Source organism: Amycolatopsis solani, assembly GCF_033441515.1.
GTDB classification, from domain to species: domain Bacteria; phylum Actinomycetota; class Actinomycetes; order Mycobacteriales; family Pseudonocardiaceae; genus Amycolatopsis; species Amycolatopsis solani.
On the sequence record NZ_JAWQJT010000003.1, the window covers coordinates 362,108 to 386,326 of the forward strand.

The 24,219-nt window shown below is 71.6% G+C and carries 24 protein-coding genes; 12 read left to right on the forward strand and 12 right to left on the reverse strand.

What is annotated here, in order from left to right:
• Positions 1–79: 79 nt before the first annotated feature.
• The 3 genes from SD460_RS34220 to SD460_RS34230 all read right to left on the reverse strand — a co-directional run bounded on the left by SD460_RS34220 (position 80) and on the right by SD460_RS34230 (position 2,471).
• On the reverse strand, positions 80–1,591 hold the full coding sequence (locus tag SD460_RS34220; RefSeq protein WP_290055934.1) for a hypothetical protein: 1,512 nt from the start codon (positions 1,589–1,591) through the stop codon (positions 80–82).
• 199 nt (positions 1,592–1,790) lie between these two features.
• Positions 1,791–2,204, reverse strand: a complete 414-nt coding sequence (locus SD460_RS34225) for a hypothetical protein (protein WP_290055933.1) — start codon at positions 2,202–2,204, stop codon at positions 1,791–1,793.
• A 99-nt stretch (positions 2,205–2,303) separates the two neighbouring features.
• Positions 2,304–2,471, reverse strand: a complete 168-nt coding sequence (locus SD460_RS34230) for a hypothetical protein (protein WP_290055932.1) — start codon at positions 2,469–2,471, stop codon at positions 2,304–2,306.
• Positions 2,472–2,622: 151 nt separating this feature from the next.
• Here SD460_RS34230 and SD460_RS34235 point away from each other — a divergent pair, with 151 nt between their 5' ends.
• Entirely contained in the window at positions 2,623–3,030 is a 408-nt protein-coding gene (locus SD460_RS34235) for a hypothetical protein (protein WP_290055931.1), read from the forward strand.
• Between the two features lie 3 nt (positions 3,031–3,033).
• Here the strand turns inward: SD460_RS34235 and SD460_RS34240 are convergent, their stop codons facing one another.
• Positions 3,034–4,224: an MFS transporter gene (locus SD460_RS34240; RefSeq protein ID WP_290055930.1), complete on the reverse strand. Its 1,191-nt coding sequence runs from the start codon at positions 4,222–4,224 to the stop codon at positions 3,034–3,036.
• Positions 4,225–4,274: 50 nt separating this feature from the next.
• On the opposite strand from SD460_RS34240, the gene SD460_RS34245 reads away from it, so the two are divergent.
• A complete protein-coding gene (locus tag SD460_RS34245) occupies positions 4,275–5,363 on the forward strand; it encodes an ROK family transcriptional regulator (RefSeq protein ID WP_290055929.1) in 1,089 nt (362 codons plus the stop codon).
• Here SD460_RS34245 and SD460_RS34250 read toward each other — a convergent pair.
• The 3 genes from SD460_RS34250 to SD460_RS34260 all read right to left on the reverse strand — a co-directional run bounded on the left by SD460_RS34250 (position 5,356) and on the right by SD460_RS34260 (position 10,588).
• Positions 5,356–8,298, reverse strand: coding sequence for a 3-keto-alpha-glucoside-1,2-lyase-like domain-containing protein (locus SD460_RS34250; protein WP_290055928.1), 2,943 nt, complete (start codon positions 8,296–8,298; stop codon positions 5,356–5,358). The two genes, SD460_RS34245 and SD460_RS34250, sit on opposite strands and share 8 nt — an antisense overlap.
• A 165-nt stretch (positions 8,299–8,463) precedes the next feature.
• Positions 8,464–9,690, reverse strand: coding sequence for an acyl-CoA dehydrogenase family protein (locus tag SD460_RS34255; protein ID WP_318307288.1), 1,227 nt, complete (start codon positions 9,688–9,690; stop codon positions 8,464–8,466).
• Positions 9,691–9,754: 64 nt separating this feature from the next.
• The gene (locus tag SD460_RS34260; protein ID WP_318307289.1) at positions 9,755–10,588 is read right to left on the reverse strand and encodes a TetR-type transcription factor C-terminal domain-containing protein; all 834 of its coding nucleotides are present in this window, start codon (positions 10,586–10,588) and stop codon (positions 9,755–9,757) included.
• Between the two features lie 106 nt (positions 10,589–10,694).
• Here SD460_RS34260 and SD460_RS34265 point away from each other — a divergent pair, with 106 nt between their 5' ends.
• From SD460_RS34265 to SD460_RS34305, 9 genes are all read left to right on the forward strand, one after another.
• The gene (locus SD460_RS34265; RefSeq protein ID WP_290055925.1) at positions 10,695–11,687 is read left to right on the forward strand and encodes a phosphotransferase family protein; all 993 of its coding nucleotides are present in this window, start codon (positions 10,695–10,697) and stop codon (positions 11,685–11,687) included.
• A complete protein-coding gene (locus SD460_RS34270; RefSeq protein ID WP_290055939.1) occupies positions 11,687–12,472 on the forward strand; it encodes an enoyl-CoA hydratase-related protein in 786 nt (261 codons plus the stop codon). The genes SD460_RS34265 and SD460_RS34270 overlap by 1 nt, the downstream gene beginning before the upstream one ends.
• A 309-nt stretch (positions 12,473–12,781) precedes the next feature.
• Complete coding sequence (locus tag SD460_RS34275; protein ID WP_290055924.1) at positions 12,782–13,474, forward strand: dihydrofolate reductase family protein; 693 nt, start codon at positions 12,782–12,784, stop codon at positions 13,472–13,474.
• 14 nt (positions 13,475–13,488) lie between these two features.
• A complete protein-coding gene (locus SD460_RS34280) occupies positions 13,489–13,851 on the forward strand; it encodes a YciI family protein (protein ID WP_290055923.1) in 363 nt (120 codons plus the stop codon).
• Positions 13,848–15,050: an RNA polymerase sigma factor gene (locus tag SD460_RS34285; RefSeq protein ID WP_318307290.1), complete on the forward strand. Its 1,203-nt coding sequence runs from the start codon at positions 13,848–13,850 to the stop codon at positions 15,048–15,050. The genes SD460_RS34280 and SD460_RS34285 overlap by 4 nt, the downstream gene beginning before the upstream one ends.
• A gap of 228 nt (positions 15,051–15,278) precedes the next feature.
• The gene (locus SD460_RS34290) at positions 15,279–16,592 is read left to right on the forward strand and encodes a tachylectin-related carbohydrate-binding protein (protein ID WP_290055920.1); all 1,314 of its coding nucleotides are present in this window, start codon (positions 15,279–15,281) and stop codon (positions 16,590–16,592) included.
• A gap of 69 nt (positions 16,593–16,661) precedes the next feature.
• Positions 16,662–17,987 carry a tachylectin-related carbohydrate-binding protein gene (locus tag SD460_RS34295; RefSeq protein WP_290055919.1) on the forward strand — a complete coding sequence of 442 codons (1,326 nt, stop codon included), beginning with the start codon at positions 16,662–16,664 and terminating at the stop codon, positions 17,985–17,987.
• A gap of 10 nt (positions 17,988–17,997) precedes the next feature.
• A complete protein-coding gene (locus tag SD460_RS34300; RefSeq protein ID WP_290055918.1) occupies positions 17,998–18,162 on the forward strand; it encodes a hypothetical protein in 165 nt (54 codons plus the stop codon).
• 99 nt (positions 18,163–18,261) lie between these two features.
• Positions 18,262–18,417, forward strand: a complete 156-nt coding sequence (locus SD460_RS34305) for a hypothetical protein (RefSeq protein WP_290055917.1) — start codon at positions 18,262–18,264, stop codon at positions 18,415–18,417.
• A gap of 7 nt (positions 18,418–18,424) precedes the next feature.
• On the opposite strand, the gene SD460_RS34310 is transcribed toward SD460_RS34305, so the two are convergent.
• From SD460_RS34310 to wzt, 4 genes are all read right to left on the reverse strand, one after another.
• Positions 18,425–19,381 (reverse strand): helix-turn-helix transcriptional regulator, encoded by a 957-nt coding sequence (locus tag SD460_RS34310; RefSeq protein ID WP_290055916.1) that lies wholly within the window; start codon positions 19,379–19,381, stop codon positions 18,425–18,427.
• A 114-nt stretch (positions 19,382–19,495) separates the two neighbouring features.
• Positions 19,496–19,885, reverse strand: a complete 390-nt coding sequence (locus tag SD460_RS34315) for a hypothetical protein (protein WP_290055915.1) — start codon at positions 19,883–19,885, stop codon at positions 19,496–19,498.
• Positions 19,886–20,117: 232 nt separating this feature from the next.
• Positions 20,118–21,233, reverse strand: a complete 1,116-nt coding sequence (locus SD460_RS34320) for a M48 family metalloprotease (protein ID WP_290055914.1) — start codon at positions 21,231–21,233, stop codon at positions 20,118–20,120.
• Between the two features lie 166 nt (positions 21,234–21,399).
• Positions 21,400–22,140 carry a galactan export ABC transporter ATP-binding subunit Wzt/RfbE gene (gene wzt / locus SD460_RS34325; protein WP_290055913.1) on the reverse strand — a complete coding sequence of 247 codons (741 nt, stop codon included), beginning with the start codon at positions 22,138–22,140 and terminating at the stop codon, positions 21,400–21,402.
• 66 nt (positions 22,141–22,206) lie between these two features.
• On the opposite strand from wzt, the gene SD460_RS34330 reads away from it, so the two are divergent.
• Positions 22,207–22,839 (forward strand): TetR/AcrR family transcriptional regulator, encoded by a 633-nt coding sequence (locus tag SD460_RS34330; RefSeq protein ID WP_290055912.1) that lies wholly within the window; start codon positions 22,207–22,209, stop codon positions 22,837–22,839.
• A 16-nt stretch (positions 22,840–22,855) separates the two neighbouring features.
• On the opposite strand, the gene SD460_RS34335 is transcribed toward SD460_RS34330, so the two are convergent.
• Positions 22,856–24,208, reverse strand: coding sequence for a DUF6351 family protein (locus SD460_RS34335; protein WP_290055911.1), 1,353 nt, complete (start codon positions 24,206–24,208; stop codon positions 22,856–22,858).
• Between the last annotated feature and the right edge of the window lie 11 nt (positions 24,209–24,219).

Here is a 24,219-nt window from a genome sequence, read left to right on the forward strand (position 1 = left end):
CCGGTTCTACCCCGCGGCGGCACGCCCGTGCGTGGTGGCGGCGAAAGTCTGGAAGAACCCCTAGCGAGCCGGCCGGTGCCTAGTCCCGCACCCAGGTGAACGTGACCCGGGCACCGACCGGCAGCCGGGCCAGGTCGCCGAGTTCGAGGACGTCGGTCATGACGCCGAAGGCCTTGGCCTTGCGCAGCCGGAGTCCCCCGTTCGCCAGCTGGTAGCGGTAGAGGCCGTTGGCGTCGCTGCGCACGTCGTCGTGGGCCGCGATGGTCCACTCGCCGTCATCGGCCTGGAGGACGATCTCCTTGCGCCAGGTGATGCCGTCGCCGAGCCGGATGACGAACTCCACTTCGTCGTCCGGACGCGCGCCCGCTTCGACCTGGTAGTCGACCCGATCCAGATCGCGGGTGACGAGGTGCCCTCCCGGACGTTCACTCCAGGCCGTGGGATGGCTCGGCGGCAACGGCGGCCCCACCGGGATGTCGGCGAGCCCGCCGTCCGGGACGACGCCGATCCGGTCCCAGCGGAACCCGCGGGCGGCGAAGGTCTCCGGGTCAGGCACGTGGCGCAGCTCGCCGTGCTCGACGACGTAGACCGCGGCCGCCGTCTCTTCCTTCAAGAGGGCGAGGTCCCGAGGTGCCTTGTCGAGCGCGCTGAAGCCACCGGCCGGCACGACCCGGACGTCGTTCCAGGTGAATCCCAACCTGAACAGGGTGTCCGGGTCGGGTATGTGGAAGCCCTTGCCGCCGTAGGTGACGGACACGGGCGCGTCGTCGATTTCACGCAACACGGCCCGATCACCGGGAATCGTCGATATGTAGTTCAACGACCCGTCCTTCAGTTCCAGGACTTCGGACCAGCGCAGGCCGAGCCGATCGAACTCGTCCGGACTGGTGATCCAGAACTTCGCTCCGGCGTAGATCACGTATATCCGCGCGTCACCCTGATCGCTCAGCAGTTTCCCGTTCGCCAGGTACCACGGCAGTTGTGGTGAATAGTTCTCGACGAAGAAGCCTCGCCACTCTTGTCCGTTGTCCTGGTGCACGAACCGGTTTCCCGGATCGTAGACGGACGTGAATTCCAACACTCCTTCGGCACCCGGGTACCGGTTGTCCCAGATGAACACCCGGCTGGAGTCGCCGTCCTCCTCGTACCCGTACGCGACGACCTGGTGGTCGCGGGCGAACCCGCCGACGTCCCGGGACTGCACGAGCCCGATCGGCTGCGGCAGCCCTTGCTCCAGCAGCGTCTTGAGCTTCGGGTACTGCTCTTCCCGCGTCGCGCGGGCGACCCCGATCCCGTTGAGCCACGTCGGATGGTCGGGCGTTCGCATGAAATGGAAGAACATCGGCCAGTTGTTGACGATGCTGGTGATCAGCCGGTCGTAGATGTATTCGGCCAGCGGGATCCCGTCCCCCGGCAGAGCCGGCTCCACGGGGATCCGCACCATGTGGTGCCAGTAGTCGAGGGCCGCGAAGGCCATCCCGCCACAACGCCCCAAGGTTTCGGTGATCGGGATTCCGGCGATCTGGACCTTGTTCGTGAACGAGTTGTCGAACGCGAACCCGTCGAGTTTCGGATCAAAAGAAACGCGCATTTTCTACCTCCGTCCCGGCTCCCGCTGCCCAAGACGTACACCCACAGCGTTCACCGGTGCCGCGAAGGCGGACTTCACCTTCCCCCGGCAGTCGCGCGCGATTGATCCATTGTTACCGGTGGCCGATGAATTGGGCCGAAAGATGCGAACACTCCCCCGGCCGGCGCGGAGCGGAGACCGCGCCGGCCGCCGTGAGTGGCTAGTGGTCGTTGAGGTAGTAGTGCGTGCTCTGGAACTTGTAGTTCGGCCCCAGCCAGACCGTGACGCCGATGCTCGTGTTCTCCGGCAGGTTGTACACGCCGCCCTGGGAAGCGCTGGCCGTGGCGCAGGATCCCAAACCGCCGGAGGCGGTGAGCGTGTAGCGGATGTCGTAGGCGCCCGGGACGGAACTCTCCTCGCTGGCGACCTGGACCCGGGGCGAGAGCCCGTCGGACGCCGTGTCGCAGACCGAGACGCGGTCGCCGTTCTCCTCGATGTAGACCGTGCCGCCCTTGTCCGCGTCCGTGGTGGTCCACGTGTGGTCCCAGCCGCCGGCGGGCGGCTCCACGCTCGCCAGCGCCGGCGTCGCGGCCGCGAGGGTGCCGGTGACGGCGAAAACGGTGGTTGCGGCCATGGCCGCGATCTTGTGACGCATCGTGTCAACCCTTCTCCGGTCCGCGCGGGAAGTCCGGCGGACTGCTGTGTTCTCGATCGATCCGGTGCGGCGCGCCGGTCAGCGGGCGCCGCCGCCGGGTGCCGGGACGTCACCGATGTAAGGTCCGCCGCCCGTTCCGCCGACCGGGGACGAGCCGGCCGAGGGGCCGTCCGCCGCCGACGCCAGTGGGGTGAGCACGGTGATCAAGGCCGCGGCGAGCAAAGCGGCCGCACCAGCACGTTTCATCGTTCGATTCCCTTCGTCCGCCCCACGGTGCCGGACGCGACTTCCAAAGCGCTTCCGCCGAACCCGCCACGCGGAACCCGGCCACCGCATACGATCGGCGCGGCGCGGCCCGGACGCCCTTCCCCTCCGGCGGCGAACTGTGGAGGCGGGCATGTCACCCCTGGTCTCGGCGACCATCCAGACGATCCCGCGGGCGCTGCTGCTCGTGGTGGGCCTGCTCGGCCTGATCTTCGCGATCAAGGCCCGCGCCCGCGGCGGTTCCGGCCTGATGGTGGCCGCCTTCGTCGTCATGCTCGTCACGACGGTGGCGGGCATCGTGTGGCAGTTCGTGTCGCTGGACGCGGCGTCCTGGATCAGCTCCGACGACCTGAGCGCGAGCGACCTCGGCCTGATCTTCACGGCGGTCGCCCTGCCGCTCGACGCGGCCGCGGTGCTCTCCTGGCTCCTGGTCGCGCTCGCGGTCGTCAAGGGTGGCCGGCCGCGCCACCCCGGCTACGCGCCGCCGCCCGGCTACCCGATGGCCGGGCCGCCGCCCGGGTACTCCCAGCCGCAGAACTGAAAGCTACGCGGCGGCCCGGCGGCGGTCCACCGCGAACCCGGCCACAGCCAGCACGAGCCCGATCGCGCTCACGACCACCCCGGCCCACGCCGTCGCGCGGTAGCCGAGGCCGACCGAAATGACCACGCTGCCCAGTGCCGCGCCGAGGCTGTTGGCGGTGTTGAACGCCGACTGGTTCAGCGCCGCGCCCATCAGCTGGGCGCCCGGCGCCACCGCGATCAGCCGGGCCTGCAGCACCGGGCCCAGGAACAGGATCGTCCCGCCGATCAGGAACGCGCCGGTGAACAGCCCGAACGCCGAACCCACCGTCAGTCCGAAGTAGACGTTCGCGGCGATCACCGCCGCGAAGCCCGCCACCATCGCCCGCCGCAGGTTCCGGTCCGCCTGCCAGCCGCCGAGGAAGTTCCCCGCCGTCATGCCGAGACCGACCGCGACCAGCACCCACGGCACCGCGCCCGGCGACAGGCCGGTGACCGACGTCGTGATCGGCGCGAGGTAGCTGTCGACGGCGAAGAAGCCGGCGATCCCGATCGACGCGGTCGCCGCGACCAGCCACACCTGCGGCCGGCGCAGCGCGCGCAGTTCGCCGGACGGCGATCCGCCCGGGGCCGGCCCGTCGGGCACCGTCGCCGCCACCGCGAGCAGCGCGAGCAGGAAGACCCCGGCGATGACCAGGTAGGCCGCGCGCCAGCCGGCGGCCTGCCCGAGCCGCGTGATCACCGGGACGCCCGCCACGTTGGCCACGGTCAGCCCGCTCAGCACCACGGCGAAACCGCGCCCCTCGCTGCCCGGCCCCATCAGCGTCGCCGCGAGCAGGCCGGCGGACCCGAAGTAGGCGCCGTGCGGCAGGCCGGCGGCGAACCGGGCCACCAGCACCAGGCCGAACGTCGAGGCGACCGCGGACGCGGCGGTGCCGAGCACGAAGAACACGAGCAGCCCGAGCACCAGGCGTTTGCGCCGCATCGGGGCGGTGATCGTGGCGAGCACGGGCGCGCCCACGACCACGCCGAGCGCGTACGCGGTGATCATCCACCCGGCCCGGGCGACGGAATCGGGTTCGGCGTTCCCCACCACGCTGCGCGCGATCTCGGGCAGCAGCCCGGCCGGCACGAACTCCGTCAGCCCGATCCCCACCGACCCGAGGGCCAGCGCGAGCAGGGCCGCCCAGCGGCGCCGACGGGTGAGGTCGTCCATTCCGGCGACTTTAGCAACGCTGTTGCGTTAATACCAGGTAAGGTGCGGCCGTGCATCTGGCTTTCCTGCGGGACTACCACGAAGCGCTGGTGCTCGCGCTGGCCCGGACCGTGCCCACGCTCGAGCGCGGCACCGTCGCCGAGGTCACCGGGCTGACCCCGCAGGCCGTGTCGAAGGTGCTGGCCCGCCTGGTCGAGGAGGGACTGCTCGAACCGGCGGGCGTGCGGCGCCCGGCGCGCGGCAAACCGGCCGCGGTCTACCGGCTCGTCCCGGGGAGCCGCTGGGCGATCGGCGCGCACGTCACCCGCCGCGAACTGCGCCTGGTCCTCACCGACCTGGCCGGCACCGTCCACGCGTCGACGGCGGCGCCGCTGCCCGCCGACTTCACGCCGGAACAGCTGCTGGGCGAACTGTCCTCCGGCGTCACGACGATGATCGACGGGCACAGCCTGCGCACGCCGGAGCTCGCCGGGGTCGGCATCGGCATGATCGGGCCGCTCGACCAGTCGACCGGCACCGTCCGCGGCGCCCACCGGCTGCGGCACTGGCGTGACGTCCCGCTCGCCGAACTCGCCGGGAAGCGGCTGGGCCTGCCCGTGGTCGTGGACAAGGACGTCACCGCCGGGATCACGGCCGAGGCCTGGCGCCGCGGCACCACCTTCCGCGACGCCGCCCTGGTCGTGGTCGACGCCGGGGTGGGCGCCGGGCTGTGGCTGGGCGGTGCGGCCCACCGCGGCGCGCACACCAACGCCAGCGAGTTCGGCCACGCCGTCGTCCAGCTCGACGGGCCGCTCTGCGCGTGCGGACGCCGCGGCTGCCTGGAAGCGGTCCACGAGCGCGCGCCCGGCCCCGCCGCGGCGGCCGCCGTGCTCGCGACCGGCGTGGTCAACCTCCTCCAGACCCTCGACCTCGGCCACATCGTCCTCGGCGGGGCGGACCTGCTCCCCCACGGCGAGCTCTACCGCGACGCCGTCGAACACGCCGTGCGCACCCAGCTGCCGGGCGCCGGCTGGCTCACCGTGGAGGTCTCCCTGACCGCGCTGGGCACCGACGTCGTGGCGGCCGGGGCGGCCATGCAGGTGCTCAACACCCGCTACGGCCTCCCCGAACCGCCGCGACCCCGGCCGTCGCTCAGCTGATCGGTTCCACCCAGACGTTGCGGAACCTCGGATTCGCACCGGCGTCGCCGTGGTCCTGCAGACGGATCGCGCCCAGTGCGGCGCCTTCCGGATCGCCGCCCCCGGTCGAGCCGGTGATGGCGACGTCGTTGTGGACGGTCACGCCGTTCCACACGACGGTCACCCTGGCGTTGTCGGTCTTGGTCCCGGCACTGTCGAACCGGGCCGCCCGGAACGTGATGTCGTAGGTCTGCCACGTCCGCGGGGCGGTCGCGGCGTTCACGTCCGGTGCCTTCTGCGAATAGATCGAGCCCGCCTCGTCGTTGGCGAGCGTGGTGTCGCCGAAGGAATCGAGCACCTGCAGCTCGTACCGGTCCTGCAGGTAGACGCCGCTGTTGCCGCGCGCCTGCCCGGTGACCTCCGGCGGGTAGTCCGGCTCGTACCACTCGACGTGCAGCTTGAAGTCGCCGAACTTCTGCCGGGTGCGGATGTCCCCGCCGAGCGCTTCCATCGAGCCGCCGTCGATCGGCCACGGTGCCGCGCCACCGGAGCGGAGCTCCCAGGCGTTCAGGTTCGTCCCGTCGAACAACGGGACGCGGGTGGCCGCGGTGACGGTGATGTTGTCGAGGTTGACGTTGCCGGCGTCGCCGCTGTCGAACCGGTAGGAGATCGAGTTCGCGCCCGCCGCGAGCGGCAGGGCTTCCGGCTGGAGCGCCCAGTTGTCCCACGTGGTCGTGCTGGCCAGCCGGGTCTGGCGGACCTTCGTCCCGTTCACGTAGACGCTCACGGATTTCGTGCCGGCACTGGGGTTCGGGCCGTTCGAATACCGCAGGCCGACGTTGTAGGTCCCGGCGGACGGCGCGGTCACCGCGAACGTCGTTGCGGCGCCTTGGTTCCAGTACCCGTCGACGAAGCCGGTGGCCTGGTAGCCCGGGTGGTCGGTGTTGACGCTCGCGCCGCCGGTCAGCGTCGCCCGTTCCGCTTCGTAGGTCACGCTCGCGGGCGGCCCGCCGACCACGGAGTTGAGGGTGTACCACGCTTCCGTGCTCCACAACGGCGTGCCGGATTCGGCCGCGAACGGCCGCGGGGACCGGACGTGCACGACCCGGCCGGCCTGCAGACCGGCGATCTGCAGGGTGACCTTCTTGCGGTCGGCGGACACCGTCGCGCCGGTCACGGAAAGGGTCTGCTCGTCGACCTTCGGGCCGCCGTACGCGGCGGTCGGGACGTAACGCCATTGGGAGACCTGGTACTTCGTGCTCAGGTTCTGCACGGTCGCGGCGGACAGCGGCTGCGTGTATTCGAGCTCGAACCCGCCCGAGACGGCTCGCATGGCGAGCATGTCGAAGGCGTTCGTGCCGTTGGGGGTCAGCTTCTGCAGGCCGTAGGCGAGCTTGCCCGGCTGGCCCCAGTTGCCGCCGCCGTCGATCCCGCCGGTGTAGATCGCACCGTCCGGGCCGAGGCTGATCCGGCTGACGCCGGACTCGAGCCCTTGCGTCATCCGGAAAACCGCGCCCTGGTACTCGCCATTGACCTTCTCCAGGTACACCCGCTGCAGGCCGCCGTAGGTCACGTCGCCGTAGACGAGCTGGCCGGCGAACGTGCCCTGCGTCAGCTGGACCGGGTTGCTGGGCGAGTTCGCGATTTCGTTGTGCGGCAACCACACCACCGGCGCGGTCACCGGCTGCGCGTCGAACGGGCCCGCCGGGTTCGTGTAGTGGTTGAAGAACCGGTTCTGCTCGACGCGCACGAGCTTGTTCGCGGGCAGCCAGCCGCCCTGGTTGTCGGTGACGAAGATGTCGCCTTCCGGCCCCCAGCCGATGCCGTGCGGGGTGCGCAGGCCACCGGCGATGGTCGAGACGGCACCGGTGTTCTTGTCGACCTTGATGGTGACCCCGCGGCCCGGCGCGGGCTGCGGGTTGGTGGTCGCGCCGCCGAGGTCGATCGCCACCGACAGGTTGACGTAGAAGAACCCGTCCTTGTACAGCAAGCCGAACGCGAACTCGTGGAAGTTGCCGCCGAACGGCCAGGTCGCGACCGTCCGGTAGACGTCGGTGACCCCGTCGCCGTTGGTGTCGTTCAGCTCGACGAGCCGCGTCTTCTCCGACACGTACAGCTTGCCGTCGACGTACTTGACGCCCATCGGTTCCTTGAGGCCACTGGCGATCCGCTGGGTGCGGACCCGCGACGGGTCCGTGGTGCCGGTGGCGTTGCTGATCAGCTGGACCTCACCGGCGGTGTTGTTCGACCCGCCCCAGGTCGCGATGGCGAGACGGCCGTCCGGCAGCCAGTCCATCCCGGTCACCTGCGGCTGGAACCCGGCGGGCCGCAGGTCGGTCAGCGTGAAGCCGGGGTGGACGCTGGTCAGCGGCAGGCCGTCGCCGGGCGAGTCGGCGGTGCCTTCGCACTCCTTCTTCCCCGGCGAAGTCACCCGCACGACGCCGGCGTCGGTGCTGAGCACGGAGTTGGGCACCACCGCGAAGGCCGACGCGCCGGGCGGCTGCCACTCCAGGGTGATCTGCTGCTCGCCTGCGTTGTCGAAGTGCTCGATCCGCAGCGCGTGGTAGCCGGTGGTCAGCGAGACCGAGCCGGTCACCGCGGTCGCCCCGTGCAGGCCGTCGTTGGTGATCACGACCTGGCCGTCGACGCTCAGGCGCGAGCCGTCGTCACTGGTCAGCCGGAACTGGTGGGTGCCGGCCGTCGCGATGCTGATGTTGGCGGTCACCTCGGACACGAAGAAGTCGCCGACCCCGAAGTCGCCGGTGCCGGTCCAGTTGATCGTCGGCATCAGCTTGTCGACGTTGGGGGTCAACCCGGGCTTGATGGTGCAGAGCTTGGTCAGCTCGGTTTGCAGATCGAAAACCCGGAGCGTCACCCCCGGCTCTTGGGGTGGCACGGCGGCGTGAGCGGGTGCGACGACGACGGCGGACAGGGCCGTGACCAGTGATGAAAGCATCAGAAGCGCTCGGCGGCGGCGTTCGCGAAGCATCTTTGCTCCTCGGGGATCAGCCAGGGTCTCTACCTGACGCTCCGCGAGGGTAAAGAGGACTTTTGCATCAAGTCAACGAAAGTATGTCGCGTTTGAGCGAAATTACGCCGTCCAGACGCAAAAGTGGCCGGCTCAGGCCGGCGGCAGCACCGGTTCCCGCCGCAGCTCGGCCTTCGCGATCGACCGCAGGTGCACCTCGTCCGGCCCGTCGAACAGCCGCATCGCGCGGTGCCACGCGTACATCGCCGCCAGCGGGGTCACGTCGGTGACGCCCGCGCCGCCGTGGACCTGGATCGCGCGGTCGATCACCCGGGTCGCCGCCCGCGGGACCGCCACCTTCGCCATCGCCACCAGATCACGCGCGGCCTTGTTGCCGGAGACGTCGATGACGTGGCTGGCGCGCTGGCACAGCATCCGCGCCTGGTCGATCTCCAGCCGTGACTCCGCGATCTGCTGCCGCACCACACCTTGGTCGGCCAGCGGACCGCCGAACGCGACCCGGTCCTTCGACCGCTGAACCAGGAGCGCGAGCGCGCGTTCGGCCGCGCCGAGGGCGCGCATGCAGTGGTGGATCCGCCCCGGGCCGAGCCGGGCCTGCGCGGCCGCGAAGCCGCCGCCCTCTTCGCCGATCACGTTCTCCACCGGGACGCGGACGTCGTCGAAGCGGACTTCCGCGTGGCCGTGCTGGTCGTGGTGGCCGAACACCGGCAGGTCACGCACGATCGTCACGCCCGGGGTGTCGCGCGGCACGAGCACCATGGTCTGCTGCCGGTGCGTGGCCGCCCCGGGGTCGGTCTTGCCCATCAGGATGAAGAACGCGCACCGCGGGTCCATCGCCCCGCTGGTCCACCACTTGCGGCCGGTGATCACGTAGGTGTCGCCGTTACGCACGATGCGGGTCGCGATGTTCGTGGCGTCGCTGCTGGCGACGTCCGGCTCGGTCATCGCGAACGCCGAGCGGATCTCCCCCGCCAGCAGCGGCGCGAGCCACTCGCGCTTCTGCGCCTCGCTGCCGAGCAGGTGCAGCAGTTCCATGTTCCCGGTGTCGGGCGCCTGGCCGTTGATGGCTTCGGGCGCCAGGTCGAGGCTCCAGCCCGACAGCTCCGCGATCGCCGCGTACTCCAGCTGCGTCAGCCCCGATTCGGCGGGCAGGAACAGGTTCCACAGCCCTTCGGCGCGCGCCGCCGTCTTCAGCCGCTCGACGACCGGCGGCACGACGTGGTCGTCCGGGCCCGCGGCCCGGCGGTGCGCCAGGTACTCGGCCTCCGACGGCAGCACCTGGTCCCGCATGAACACCAGCATCCGTTCGCGGAGTTCGCGGGCACGCGACGAGGGGGCGGGGAGATCGTGATCCACCACGGGACACTCCTGAACAAAGCCGAGCGATTGGTCGGGTCGACCGTACGAGCGGGCGCGCGGGGTGTCAACGCGCGAGCCGCACCACGTCCAGCGCGAACCCGACGTACTGGCGCGCGACCGTCTCCGGCGACGACGGCCCGGCGGGCGACCACCACTGCGGCAGCGCGGTGCACATCGTGACCACGGCCCGCGCGGCCTCCTTCGGCGTCGGCGTCGTCAGCACCCCGCGGCGGCAGCCCTCGACCACCTCGTCGTCGACCATGTGCTGCACCTCCTGCCGGGTGGCGGCGATGCGGATCCGGTCCGGCTCGTCGAGGCTGCGCATTTCGCTCGCCCCGATGAACCCGAGCTCCCGCCGGTAGGTGTGGAACAGCGCCAGGCATTCCACCAGCCGGGTGAACCGCTCGACCGGGCCGTCCACCTCGGCGCGCGCCGCGCGGGCGCGCGTCAGCAGGTCGTCCATCGTCAGGTCCAGCAACGCGACCAGCAAGTCCTGCTTGGCCGGCCAGTGGTGGTAGACGCCGGGCACGGACAGCCGCGCGCGCTGGGCGATGTCCCGGATGGTCGCGCCGTGGTAGCCGAGTTCGACGAAGGCGTCGAGCGCGCCGGCCAGCGGCGGTTCGAGCCGCAGCGGCCCGAAGTCGCGCCAGCTCCCGGCCGCCGGCGTGCCGCGCAGCGTCGCGAGGTCGACGGCCAGCAGGTCCGCGGCCTTCGCGAGCCGTCCGTCGTCGATCTTCGTCCCGCCGTTCTCGACGGCGCTCCACGTGCCGGCGCTGACGTCGAGCGCCTGCGCCACCTGGCGCAGGGTCAGCCCGGCGCCGCGGCGGGCGGCGCGCAGCCGGGCCCCGACCTCCTTCCGGGAGTCGAGCTCCTCCGGCGCTACCCCACGCACTCCCACCGGCCCGTCCTCTCGGCGCTTGACAGTTCCGGACACCTCGGGGATGGTACTCGACATCGTGTTCAGCTTTACCGTGCAAGCGTTCGGTAGCGAAAGGGGTTCCGGCATGGCGAGCCCACCGGGTGTGTCCGTCGCCGCGATGGAGGCGGTCCTGCGCGAGCACGGGCTGCTGACCGGGCCGCTGCGGGTGGAGCTGCTCGCGGGCGGCCGGTCGAACCTGACCTACCTGCTGAGCGACGGGACGAGCCGGTGGGTGCTGCGCCGCCCGCCGCTGGGCCACGTCCTGGCCACGGCGCACGACATGCACCGCGAGTTCCGCCTCCTGCGTGCCCTGCACCCGAGCGCGGTGCCCGTCCCCGAACCGATCCTCAGCGGCGGCACCGACGTCCCCTTCTACGTCATGGGGTTCGTCGAGGGCAGCGTCGTGCGCGAACGGCACCAGCTGGAGTCCTTCGGCGGCGGGGAAGCCACGCGCCTGGCCGACACGCTCGTCGAGGTCCTGGTCCGGCTGCACGACACCGATCCCGCGGCGGTCGGGCTGAGCGACCTCGGCCGGCCGGACGGCTACCTCGAACGCCAGCTGCGCCGCTGGGCGCGGCAGCTGCGCGACTCCCACAGCCGCGACCTGCCCGAGCTGACCGCGCTCGGCGACCGGCTGGGCCGCCGGGTGCCGCGATCCGGCGCGGCGGCGATCGTGCACGGCGACTACCGCCTGGACAACGTCGTCGTCGATCCGGCGAGCGGGCGGATCCTCGCCGTCCTCGACTGGGAGATGGCCACCCTGGGCGATCCGCTGACCGACCTCGCCTCCGCCGTGATCTGGTGGGACAGCCCGGATTCCGCGGTCGCCGCCGCACCCGGGAACGCCCCCGGCTTCCCCGGCGGCGGCTTCCTCGCCGAGTCCTACGCCCGGCACAGCGGCCGGGACCTCGCCGAACTGCCGTGGTACCTCGGCTTCGCCTGCTACAAGATCGCCGCGATCTTCGAAGGCATCCACTACCGCGCCCGGCAGGGGCTCACCGTGGGCGAGGGCTTCGACCACCTCGGCGACCTCGTGCCCGCGCTCGTCGACCGCGGCCACGCCGCCCTCGCTTCGTGATGAGCACGGTCGCCTACGCCCTCGACGGGCGCGTCGCCCGGATCCGCCTCGCGGACGCCGCCCGCGGCAACTCCCTCACCATGTCCACTGTGGACGAGCTGGGGCGTGCCGTGCGGCGGGCCCGCGCCGACGAGGCGCACGTCGTGGTCCTGTCGGCCGAAGGGCGCGCCTTCAGCGTCGGCGGCGACGTCTCGGCGTTCGCCGCGGCCGGCGACGTCGGGGTCCTGGTCGACGACCTGGCCGACGCCCTGCACCGCACGATCAGCGACCTGCACCGGATGGACGCGATCGTCGTCGCCGTGGTCCAGGGCACCGCGGCCGGCGCCGGGCTCGCCCTCGCCGCGGCGGCCGACCTGGTGCTCGCCGGCGCGTCCGCGCGCTTCACCCTCGCCTACACGAAACTCGGCTTCTCCCCCGACGGCGGCAGCTCGCTGCTGCCGGCCTCCCTCGGCCTGCACCGGGCACTGCACTTCGCACTGCTGAACCCGGTCGTCACCGCCGCCGAAGCCCACCGGCTCGGTCTGGTCGCCGAGGTCCACCCGGACGACGAGCTCGAAGCCGCGGCCGCCGAAGTCGTGCGGCGCCTGGCCGAAGGCTCCCGGACCGCCCAGGTGGCGACGAAACGCCTCCTGCGCGAGACGGCCACCCCGGCCCCCGAAGTCGCGCTGCGGCGGGAAGCCGTGTCCATCCGGACCAGGGCCGCTTCCCCGGACGGCCGCGAAGGGGTCGCGGCCTTCCGGGAGAAGCGCGCACCCCGGTTCTCCGACACCCCGGAGCCCGCCTGAGGCCGGCCGGCCGGGAAAGCGCCCCAATGTGGCATTGGGTGCGTCTGACGCACCCAATGCCACATTGGGTGCGCTGGACGCACCGAACGCCACATTGGGGCGCATGCCTGAGGCTGGTCAGGCCGTCGGAACGACGCCGCCACCGCACCTCCGGCGGGAGCGCGCTGACCCAGCTCGTCGAGCTGCCCGCACCCTGATCTCGCCGCCCGCGAAATTTCTTTCGCGGCGCGTGTCGAGAACGGCTCGCCGGCTCCGACTGAGGGGTACCGGCGGCCGGCCAGGCCGCCACCCACGAGAGGTGTGCGAACGATGACCAAGGTGACCGCCCAGCTGTCGGTGTCCCTCGACGGCTGCTACACCGGGCCCCGCGACGACACGGGCGACTGGATGCAGGGCCCCGAAGCACCCGGGTTCTTCCGGGTGACCCGCTGGGCCGTCGACGCGATGGCCTGGCGCGAGCGGCAGGGCTTCGCCGGCGGCGAGCAGTCGGCCGACTCGGAGATCATCGCGGAGATGTTCGCGGCGGCCGGCGCCTACGTCATGGGACGGCGCATGTTCGACGCCGGCGAGGTCCCCTGGGGCGACGAGCCGCCGTTCCACGCGCCGGTGTTCGTCGTCACCCACCGGCCGCGGGAGGTGCTCGAACGCCAGGGCACGTCGTTCACCTTCGTCACCGAAGGGCTCGAGCGGGCCGTCGAGCTGGCCAGGGCCGCGGCCGGTGGCAAGGACGTGGCGGTGGCCGGTGGCGGGCAGCTGGTGCGCCAGGTGCTGACCGCCGGGCTGCTCGACCAGCTCGAGCTGCACATCGCCCCGGTGCTGCTCGGCGACGGCCAGCGCCTGTTCGACGGCGGCCTCGGCCTCGGCGCCGACGACGGCATCGAGCTGACCCCCACCCGGGTCGTCGACGCGCCCGGGGTGACCCACATCCGCTATACCGTCAGCGGGCGGTCGAAGCTGGCGCTGGACGACCGCGGCGCCAGCGGCGAGCTGGTCGGGCAGTGAGCGAGGAGCGAACGATGAAGTACATGCTGCTGATCTACGGCAACGAGGAAGCCTTCACCTCGGTGGGCGCGGAGACGCTCGCCGAGATCGTCCGCGAGACCGACGCCCTCAACCAGGAGCTGTTCGAGTCCGGCGAGCTCGTCGGTGCCTACGGCGTCGCCGACGAGGTCAACACCAAGATGGTCCGGGTCACCGGCGGGACGCCGGTGGTGACCGACGGCCCCTACGCCGAGGCCAAGGAGTTCCTGGGCAGCTTCACGATCGTCGACTGCGAGAACCTGGACCGGGCGCTGGAGATCGCGGCGCGCAGCCCGTCGGCGCGCTACTGGGGTGTCGAGGTCCGGCCGCTGATGCACGAGGCGAACGTCGGGCCGTGACCGATTGGCAGGCCGTCCGGCGGCTGGTGCCGGAGGTGCTCGGCACGCTGGTGCGCCGCTACGGTCTCTTCGACGCCTGCGAAGAAGCCGTCCAGGAGGCGCTGGTGGCGGCCAGCGCCCAGTGGCCGGTGGAGGGCTGGCCGGAGAACCCGCGCGGGTGGCTGGTGACGGTGGCGTCGCGCCGCCTGGCCGACCAGGTGCGCAGCGACGCCGCCCGCCGCCGGCGGGAGGAGGCCGACGTCCTCCGCACGCCACCCGCCGGCGGCGAGGTGTACCCCGACGACACCCTCACGCTGCTGTTCCTGTGCTGTCACCCGGCGCTGACCCCGCCGTCGCAGATCGCGCTGACCCTGCGGGCCGTCGGCGGCCTGTCGACCGCCGAGATCGCCCGTGCCTTCCTCGTGCCCGAAGCGACCATGGCCCAGCGCATCACGCGGGCGAAGCAGCGCATCAAGGCGGCCGGGGCGAGCTTCGCCCTGCCGCCGCCGGCCGAACAGGCGCAGCGGCTCGGCGTCGTGCTGCACGTGATCTACCTGGTCTTCAACGAGGGCTACACGGCCACGTCGGGGACGCGGCTGGTGCGGGCCGACCTGACGGCCGAAGCGATCCGGCTGGCCCGCGAGGTCCACCGGCTGGTCCCCGCCGACGGCGAAGTCGCCGGGCTGCTGGGTCTCCTGCTGCTGACCGACGCCCGCCGCCGGGCCCGCACGGCCCCGGACGGCTCGCTGGTCCCGCTGAGCGAGCAGGACCGGACGCTCTGGGACGCCGAAGCCATCGCCGAGGGCGTGGCTTTGGTGACCGGCGCCCTGGCGAAGGGCCCGGTCGGGCCGTACCAGCTCCAGGCCGCCATCGCCGCCGTCCACGACGAGGCACCCAGCGCCGCCGGCACGGACTGGCCGCAGATCCTGGCCCTCTACACCGTGCTCGAGCACGTGGCCCCCAACCCGGCGGTGACGCTCAACCGCGCGGTCGCGGTGGCCGAGGTCCACGGCCCCGCCCCCGGACTGGCCCTGCTCGACAGCCTTTCGGCCGACGACCGCATCGCCGCGTCCCACCACCTGGTGTCGGTCCGCGCGCACCTGCTGGAGATGGCGGGCGACCACGCCGCGGCCCGCGCGGGCTACCAGGAAGCGGCCCGCCGCACCACCAGCGAACCCGAGCGGCGCCACCTCCTGGCGCGCGCCGCCCGGCTGGGCTGACTACGCCTCGCCCTCCCTGGGGACAACGAGACCGACAGTCCACTGAGGACTGATCGACGCTGATCGCGAGCACCGCCCGGCGGAGAAACTCGCGGCTGTCCGCATGCGGCCAATGGCCGTATTCGCTCATGCGCCGCCGCGAATTCCCCTCATAAGCTCTGCCCCGTCGAGCCGCCTTTCCCGGGGTCGCGGCCGGCACCAATCTTCCATTCCACGAGGGGTTTTCCCATGTTCAGATCCAGAGTGCGCGCCGCCGTGCTGGCGTTCCTCGTCCTGCTCAGCGGCCTCACCACGACCGCGCTGACCGCCGGTCCCGCTTCCGCCGCCGCGGCGTGCTCCGGTGGGGTTTCGGTCTACGGTGTGCTGCCCGACGGCCGGCTCAGCTACACCACCATCGACCCGGACACCGGCGACATCACGCACGTCGTCGTCTCCTCGAAGACGCTCGGGTTCACCGCGAAAGCGCTGGCCACGCTCAACTTCAACACGCTGCTCGTGACCTCGACGGCCGGTGTCCTCTACCGCGTCGACGTCGTCACCAACAGCGGCAGCCTCACCTTCAACGACCCGATCGACGTCCAGCACGGCTGGACCCACAACCTGCTGTCCTACGACGGCCACGGCCACCTCTACGGCACGACCTCCGGCGGTTCGCTGCTGCAGTACCTCGTTTCCGCGCCCAAGCCCGGGACGAACCAGATCGGGCAGCGCCGTGAGATCGGCAGCGGCGGGTTCGCGCTCAAGACCCTCGCCGCGGCCGGGGACGACCGGCTCGTCGCGACCGCGTCCGACGGTCAGCTGATCAGCTACGCCGTTTCGCAGACCGGCACCACCTACACCCGCGGCCAGCTCGACGACGCCGGCTGGCAGAGCTTCGAAAACCTCGTCTCCCCCGGCGGCGGCCTGTACTACGGCAAGAACCCCGACGGCGCCATGTACTGGTACGAGGACGACGACCCGACCGACGGGTCCGGCACGGACATCGCCTACCACCTGAACGACCCGGTCGCCTCGCGCGGCTGGACGCAGTACCTGCTCTCGGCCGACCCGGCCGGCTGCACCAGCACCACGCCGGTCAAGCCGCTGCGCTCGAAGATCGCCACCCTCGCCACCGGCGAAGTCGGCACCACCGAAGCGAACTGCGACAAGTACAACGACGGCTGCAACCAGGGCGCGAACGACTGGTGCGCGATGTTCGCCACCTGGACGTGGGCGAGCGCCGGGGTGGCGAACGTCCCGCGCGGCACCTGGGTCGCCCGCGGCCTCGGTGCATGGGGCGTCGACCACGGCCTGTTCAAGTCCCGGACCGGCAGCTCGCACGGCAGCCCGAAGATCGGCGACTGGGTCATCTACGGCCCGCCGGACGGCACCACGGGCGGCCACGTCGACGTGATCACCGCGGTGCACCCCGACGGCACGCTCACCGTCGTCGGCGGCAACGTCAGCAACAAGGTGACGCGGAAGGTGATCGACCCCGACACCGCCCGCTCCGGCCAGCAGAACCAGCTGATCTCCGGCTACGTCTCCCCGCCCGGCGCCTGACCTTCCCCCGTTCCCGAGCGGTGCCGCGGCCCGGCCGCGGCACCGCCCAGCCCACTTTGGAGCTTTCTCATGCGTTTCCCCACGAGATCGATCGCCGCGGGCCTCGCCGCGCTGGCCGTGCTGACCGCCGGTGCCACCGCCGCGAGCGCCACCACCGAGTCCGACGCCATGGCCGCCCGGATGGAGCAGCTGGCCGCCTACGCGACCGCGGCCTGCGTCACCGGCGGCCCGACCGCGGCCGACACCGCCGCGGCCACCCGGCTCAACAGCGTCCTGACCGGCACGCTCAAGGGCCACATGACGCCGTACCGGGTGTCCTGCGCCCGCGCCGTCATCGACGCCGTGCAGGCACGCGGGCTGGACGAGCGCGCGGCCGTCATCGCGATCACCACCACGATCGTCGAGTCCCTGATCGAGAACATCAGCGAGAAGGTCGACCACTCCAGCCTCGGCCTGTTCCAGCAGCTCGACTCCTGGGGCACCGAGTCGCAGCGGCTCAACCCGACCTGGGCCACCAACGCGTTCCTGGACGTGATGGAGGACTTCTACCCGAACGGCAGCTGGCGCGGTGCCGCGATCGGCGACGTCTGCCAGCGGGTCCAGCGCTCCGCCTTCCCCGACCGCTACCAGCCGCAGGCCGCGGACGCGCAGCGCATCGTCGACGAGCTGAGCAGCCCGGCCTCGACCACCGTGTCGGTCTACGGCGCGCTGGGCGACGGGCGGCTGACCTACAGCACCATCAACTCGCAGACCGGCGACCGCAGCAAGACCCTGGTCTCGACCGACAACCTCGGGTTCGTGCCGAAGGCGCTGGCCACGCTGAACTTCAACACCGTGCTCGCGACCTCGCCCGCCGGCGTGCTCTACCGCGTCGACGTCATCACGAACAACAACTCGCTGCAGTTCGGCACCCCGGCCGCGATCGGCAGCGGCTGGACGCACGACATGCTGACCTACGACGGCCACGGCCATCTCTACGGAATCGCCGGCAGCACGCTGATGTCCTATGTGGTCTCCCGCCCGAAGCCGTCGAGCAACCACATCGGCCAGCGGGCCGTGATCGGCACCGGCTTCACCATGCGCACCATCGCCGCCACCGGCGACGACTGGCTCATCGGCATCAGCACGGCGGGAATCCTGCGCTCGTACCACATCGCGGCCGACTACACCTGGACCGGCACGACGCTGGCGGACCGCTGGAGCACCTTCGACCAGATCGTCTCGCCCGGCTACGGCCTGTACTACGCCCAGACCCGTGACGGCGCGCTGTACCGCTACCACGACCACAACCCGTTCGACTTCGACGGCTCGGACATCCAGGGCTTCGGCGCCGACCCGGTCGACACCAAGGGCTGGACGCAGACGCTGCTCTCGGCCCAGCCGTTCGGCGCCTGACCGTTCCGGCATGGGAGCCGAACCGGGCGCGCGCTGGTGGGGCGGGACGGGCGGGCCCCGGCCGGACCCGCGGGGGTGGTGGCCCGAACCGGACAACCTGCACTGGGTGCGGGGCCCGGAGCCGGACGAGGAACCGCCGGCCGGGCCCCGCCCGGACCCGGCGGGTCCCGCGTGACCGGATCCGGACAGTGGCCGGACTTGCTCTCCCGGCGTAAGACATCGCCGCCTAACTTGTCACTCAGCAGAGATCACTTTTCGCGGGGAGGACGAAGACATGTTCAAGAGAATGGTGACCGGGGTGGTCGCGGCGGCGCTGACGGTGCTCGCGTTCGGGGCCGTGGCGGCACCGGAAGCGTCGGCGACGGGGAAGCCGCAGCCGCAGTGCGTGTGGATCTGGACCGCGGGCGAGCCCTGGTGCCACCTCAGCTAGTCCTCGCCTAACCGAGCCAGCCCAGCCGGGTGGCCGCGTGCACCGCGGCCACCCGGTTGTCCGCTTGCAGGGTGTCGAGCAGGCCCTGGACGTGACGGCGCACGGTCCGCTCGCTCACGTCGAGGTGGCGCGCGATGGCCCCGTCGGTCATCCCGGTGGCCAGCAGGTCGAGCACCTTGGCCTGGGCGGGCGTCAGCCCGTGGCGCTGCTGACCGCCGCCCTCGCCGATCGGCACGGCCTGGCTCCACACCAGCTCGAACAGCATCCGCAGGCCGGCCACGATGGTCGGGCTGCGCACGAAGACCGCGCCCGCCATGCCGCTGGGATCGAGCGGCAGCAGCGCCGAGTGCTGGTCGGCGATCACCATCTTCATCGGCAGCTCGGGCGCCACCCGCATGGTCCACCCGGCGGCGATGCTGGCCTCGACGACGCCCTTCGCCCCCTCGAACTCCAGCGCGGCGCGCTCGTAGACGTTGCGCAGCCGCACGCCGCGTTCGGTCACGGCGTCGGGCAGGGCCATCGCCGTGTTCGCGTCCGGTTTGCGTTTGAAGTGGCGCGTGGTGAAGGTGAGGAACTCTTCCTTCGCGGAGAGGCACAGCTCGAGCGACAGCGCCCCGATCCGCTGCGGATCGGACAACACCTCGACGGCGGCGTCACTGCCCCCGCCGTAGGTCGCCCGGTAGACGGTCTGGAGCAGGTCGAGCTGCTGCCGCGCGGCGACGATCTGCCGCTGCTGCTCGACGAGCCGCTGCTGCGCACCGAGGATCGCGTGGTCGACGGCCCGGACCGGCTCCATCGGCGCCAGCACCGGATCACCGCGGAAGTCCCGCCGGACGAACCCGAGGTCGATCAGCTCCTGCATCTCCGGCCCACCGGCCCGCGGATCGTCCATCGCCACGGGCCCCGACCGCACCATGGCGTCGTACAGCGCCCCCGCGTCGGCCGACAGCAACCCTTCGAGCATCCGTGCACCCTCCGCACCCCATGGTAAGTCATTTCGATCTTCGGCTCAGGCGCCGATCGGGGCTGCGGGAGTCACTCCAGGGGGCGGCGACCGGTTGAGTGATCGCCGGGCACGTCACCCGGTCGGCGGAACGTGCGCGGCGAACGCCCAAGCGAAGAGGCCACGGCCGGCCGCGCTCGTCGCGAGTGTGACGAAGCCGGCTTTTTCGGCGAGCATCCAGTGCGGGCCGCAGTCCGCGATGACTGCTTTGTCACCGATGTTCGGCGGCGTCACCACGACGACGCCGCCGCGATCCAGCGACACTCCGAAGAACGAGGCCACCGACTCGGGATCCAGCAGCTTGCAGGCGTGGAGCGGCTTCCGCTCCGGCGTTTGGCTCGACACCTCCAAGCTGCCACCGGGAGACGGCTGCGCGACCGAGGCCGCCGGCGTGTCGCCGCCCCGTGCCGCCTCCAGCACCAGCGCGACGAGCGCCACCCCCATGGCGACGACGGCGACGGCCATGACCAGGCCGGTGCCGGGCCGTTCGTGGAAGTGGATCGGGCCCGAGAAGTCCCGGCCCTGCACGAAGTTCTTGAGCTTCTTACCCGCCGAGGTGTTGCCCGTGGAGCCCGCGGGACGCCCATCCGATCGGCAGGTCCGCCCGGCAAGCCGCCGGAGGGGGTGCCCTTAACAGGCTCCGCCCTGGAAAACGCGGGCCGTCTCCCCCTTTCCGAGGGAGACGGCCCGCCCGGGATCAACCGTGTGCCGTGGCCGGTGGCATCAGCTTCGGGTACACCTTCTGGAACTTCTCGATCATCGTCGCGGTCGGGACCACCCGGTTCGGGTTGCCCTGGCTCGTCGCCTGCTTCTCGCCCCACGCGCCCGCGGCCTTGCGCTGGTCGGGGGTTCCGTGGCTGTGGTAGCAGTCGCCGATGGAGGCGTCCAGGTAGGTGACCTCCTGCTGGGTGCGGGCGTCCCACGCGAAACCCTTGGCGTGGGCGACGAAGTAGCCGCCGTAGGCGTCGGGGCCCATCTCGGAGGACTCGTTGCGCGGGTGGTTGTCGTGGGCGAAGTCGACCTGGTGACCGTACTCGTGGCCGACCACGGACTCCACCGAGACGTCGTCGAAGCCGAGGACGTTCACCGTGTCGAGCAGGCCGTCGCCGAGGGCCACCCGCTTGCCGCCGAGGCTGTCGGCCGGGGCAGCGAACGCGTTCAGGGTGAGCAGCGGGTTGCGGCCGCCCTGCAGGGCCGGGACTTCGTAGAGCACCTTGGTGGCGAGCGCGGCCGCGGCCTTCACCTTCGCCGGCGCGAGGCCGAGGCCGAAGGTCTGCGCCATCTTCGCCTGGCTGCCGAGGTCGGTGCCCTTCCAGGCGACGAGCTGGATGTTCCAGCTCTCGATGTCCCAGAAGCCGCGCAGTTTGCCGATCGTGGCGGTGGCACGCGCGGTGTACTGGCCGTCGGTGCCGAAGACCTGCGGGGCCTTGTCGGACGCGACGCCTTGGACGTAGAGCTGGCTCAGCCCCGACAACGCGTCGAGCGCCTGGTTCTCGAGCGGGGTGAGCTGGGCCGCGAGCTTGTTCGCGTACGTCAGCAGCGAACCCTCGGTGCAGCCCGGGATCGGGCCCTCCGCGGCCTGCGCCCGCGGGCCGACGCGCGGGATGGGCGACTCGATGAGCCGGTCGACGCCGCTCAGCGCGTTCGCGGGAAGTCCGTTGTAGAGGTCGGTGACGTCCTGGTACAGCTGCGCGACGTCCTGCTCGACGGTGGCGGGCGCAGCCGCCGCGGGTAAGGCCGTGGCGAGCACGAGCGCCGCCACGGTGCTGGCCGCCGCGAGCGTTCGGCCGAGGAATCTGGTCCGGTCGGGCAAGGTGGTTCCCCTCTTCGGTTCCGGTTCAAGATCACGAAGCACCGCCACAGTAGGGCGACGATTGGCGGTGGAACCGGCACCGGCGGGAGACCCCCGAAATGGCTCACGCCTTTCGAAGGGTTTTCGCCGTGCGGAGATCGGCCGAAAGTACTAGAAGCCGCGACGGCTACACCCGGCACTTGTAGGTGTCGATGACCTCGCGCAACGAGCCGCTCGTGCGGATCCGGCCTTCGTCCATCCAGAGGGCCGTCGTGCACAGCTCGGTGAGCAGTTCGTCGGAGTGCGAGGCGAACACCAGCACCCCGGAACGCCGGGCGAGGTCGACCAGCCGCGAGCGAGCCTTGGCGAGGAAGGCGGCGTCGATCGCGCCGAGGCCCTCGTCGAGGATGAGGATTTCGGGGTCGATCGTGGTCACCACGCCCAGCGCGAGCCGGACCCGCATGCCCGCCGAGTAGGTGCGCAGCGGCAGGTGCAAGTAGTCGCCGAGCTCGGTGAACTCGGCGATGTCGTCGATCCGCTTCTCCATCTGCCTGCGGTTCATGCCGAGGAACAGGCCGCGGATCAGGATGTTTTCGCGGCCCGAGACCTCCGGGTCCAGTCCCACGCCGAGGTCGAACACCGGCGCGATCCGGCCGACGACCCGGCTGCTGCCCCTGGTCGGCTCGTAGATGCCGGCCAGCAGCCGCAGCAAGGTCGACTTGCCGGCGCCGTTGTGCCCGACCAGGCCGACCCGATCGCCCTCCTCCAGGGACAGGGTGATGTCCTGCAGCGCCTCGATGATCGGCACCTTCGCTTCGGTCCCGATCTTGCCGCCGACCTTGCCGAGGACCTGCTTCTTCATCGAGCGGGTCTTGGCGTCGAAGATCGGGAAGTCCACGTAGGCGTTGCGCACCTCGATGCTCACCATGCCGCCAGCATATGCTAACGATAGTTATCATTCGCATCTGGCTCGCCAGGAGGTAACGTGCGGCCGGTGAGCAAGCACATCGCCGAGCCGGGCTTCCGGCCGCCGCAGCAGGCCCGCAGCCGGGCGACCCTCGAGAAGGTGCTGGCCGCGGCCGAGCACGTGCTCGCCCACCGCGGGATCGAGGAGTTCACCGTCGGCGCGGTCGCCGACCAGGCGGAGATGTCCGTCGGCGCGATCTACCGCCGGTTCTCCGGCAAGGACCAGCTCCTGCACGCCGTGAAGGACCAGCTGCTCAGCCAGCTCGAGACGAACGTCGGCGAAGCACTGCGCACCGCCGCACCCGGTTTGCGCGGAACCATCGGCGCCTTCACCCAAGCCCTGGCGCACACCTTCGCCGACCACGATCGGGTCTTCTCGGAACTGCTCGACGGCCAGCGCGCGGAAGGCCGCGAACGCGGCTTGCGAGCACTCGCCGCGATCCAGGAAGCGCTCGTCGGCTCCGCCGGGGCGCACCTGCGCGAAATCTCCCGCCCAGACGGTGAACAGGCCATCCGGATGGCCGCCCGGACGGTCATCGGCGCGTGCGTGCACCGCGCGGCAACCTGCCGGTACTGGCCCGACGACCTGTCCTGGACCACGTGGGCCGCCGAAACGACCGAGCTGGCCCTCGCCTACCTGACCTCCGCTCGCCTGGCCTGACCGAAGCGCACCGGGTTCAGGTCGTCGGGTACGGCCGGTTGAACCGCGGCGGGGTGTACGGCAGGTACCGTCCCGGCACGCCGTCCGCACCCGTGGCCAGTGCGTTCATCGTGCGGGGTGCCGTGTCGGGCCAGTGTCCCGTGCGCAGGCGGGTCAGCATCCGGTCGATCGCCGCCTGCTGTTCGCCGGTCGTGTACGTGCAGTGGCCCGCCGTGCGCACGTACGTCTGCCGGAGCAGGGACGCATTGCCGGCGCGGCTGACCAGCCTGCCGTACGACTGCTGCTGGGCCACCGTCGAGATCTGGTCGCCCGTGCCGTTGACCGTGAGCACCGGGATCCGCAGGTCGCCGGTGAAGACGATGCCCCGTGTCAGGTAGCGGACGGCGGCGGGGTCGGCGGACACGCGGGGGGCGGCGGCGAGCCGGCTCAGGTCCGCGCGCAGGTCGAGGCCCGCGCGCTCGTACAGCCGCCGCACGGCGTTCTGCTGGCTCGGTTCCGCCGTCTTGAGCTGGCTCGCGTAGTCGACACCCGTGTTCCACGACGGGTTCCCGCCCGCCAGCTGCTCGATCGCCCGCCTGCTGGAGACCGCCTGCCCCAGGTACGGCAGCGGGCCGCCCGCGAGGGCCAGGAACATCCCCTGCTCCACGCCGTCGACGTCGGGGGCGGCCGGGACCGGGGTCGGCGAGCCGTCGGCGGCCAGGCCCCACGCGGGCAGCTGGCCGATCGCCGCCGCGAGGGCGATGCGGGCCTTCCCCGCCGGGGTCGCCTGCGCCGACGTCGCCGCGGAAATCCACCGCTGCTGCGTGCCCGGGACGTCGGCCGGGATGGCGGTCACCGGGAGGTCGGGGAACAGCAGGGTCTTGAGCGTGAAGACGGTGTCCAGCTTCTGGTTCCACTGCCCCACCGCGCCGCCGAGGCCGCCGCACATCGGGATCGCCGCGTCGAAGCGGCCGGGGTGGACCTGCGCCACGCCGGCGGCGACCATCCCGCCCATCGACCGGCCTTCGGCGATCGCGTACCGGGCGGGGCCGAACGCGGATTCGAAGCGCCCCAGCGCTTCCGCCTGGTTGTCGATGGCCCGCGCGATGTTCCAGCTCGTCACCGTGCGGGTGGTGCCACCCACCGCGTAACCGCGGTCCAGCAGGCTCGCGGTGAGCGCACTCGACAGCCCGCCCGCGGCGAAGTCGAGGTCCACCAGCACGGTTCCGTTCCACCGCAACGGTTTCGCGAAGGTGTACGGCGTGCTGTCGGCCAGTTGCCCGCTGACGCACGTCGCCGTGCCCACGCAAGGCTCCGCGGCCTGGGCGGTGGCGGGGAGCGCGGCGGCGAGCGCGACGCCCGCGGCCAGCGCGGTGATCTTGATTCCCATGAACCACTCCT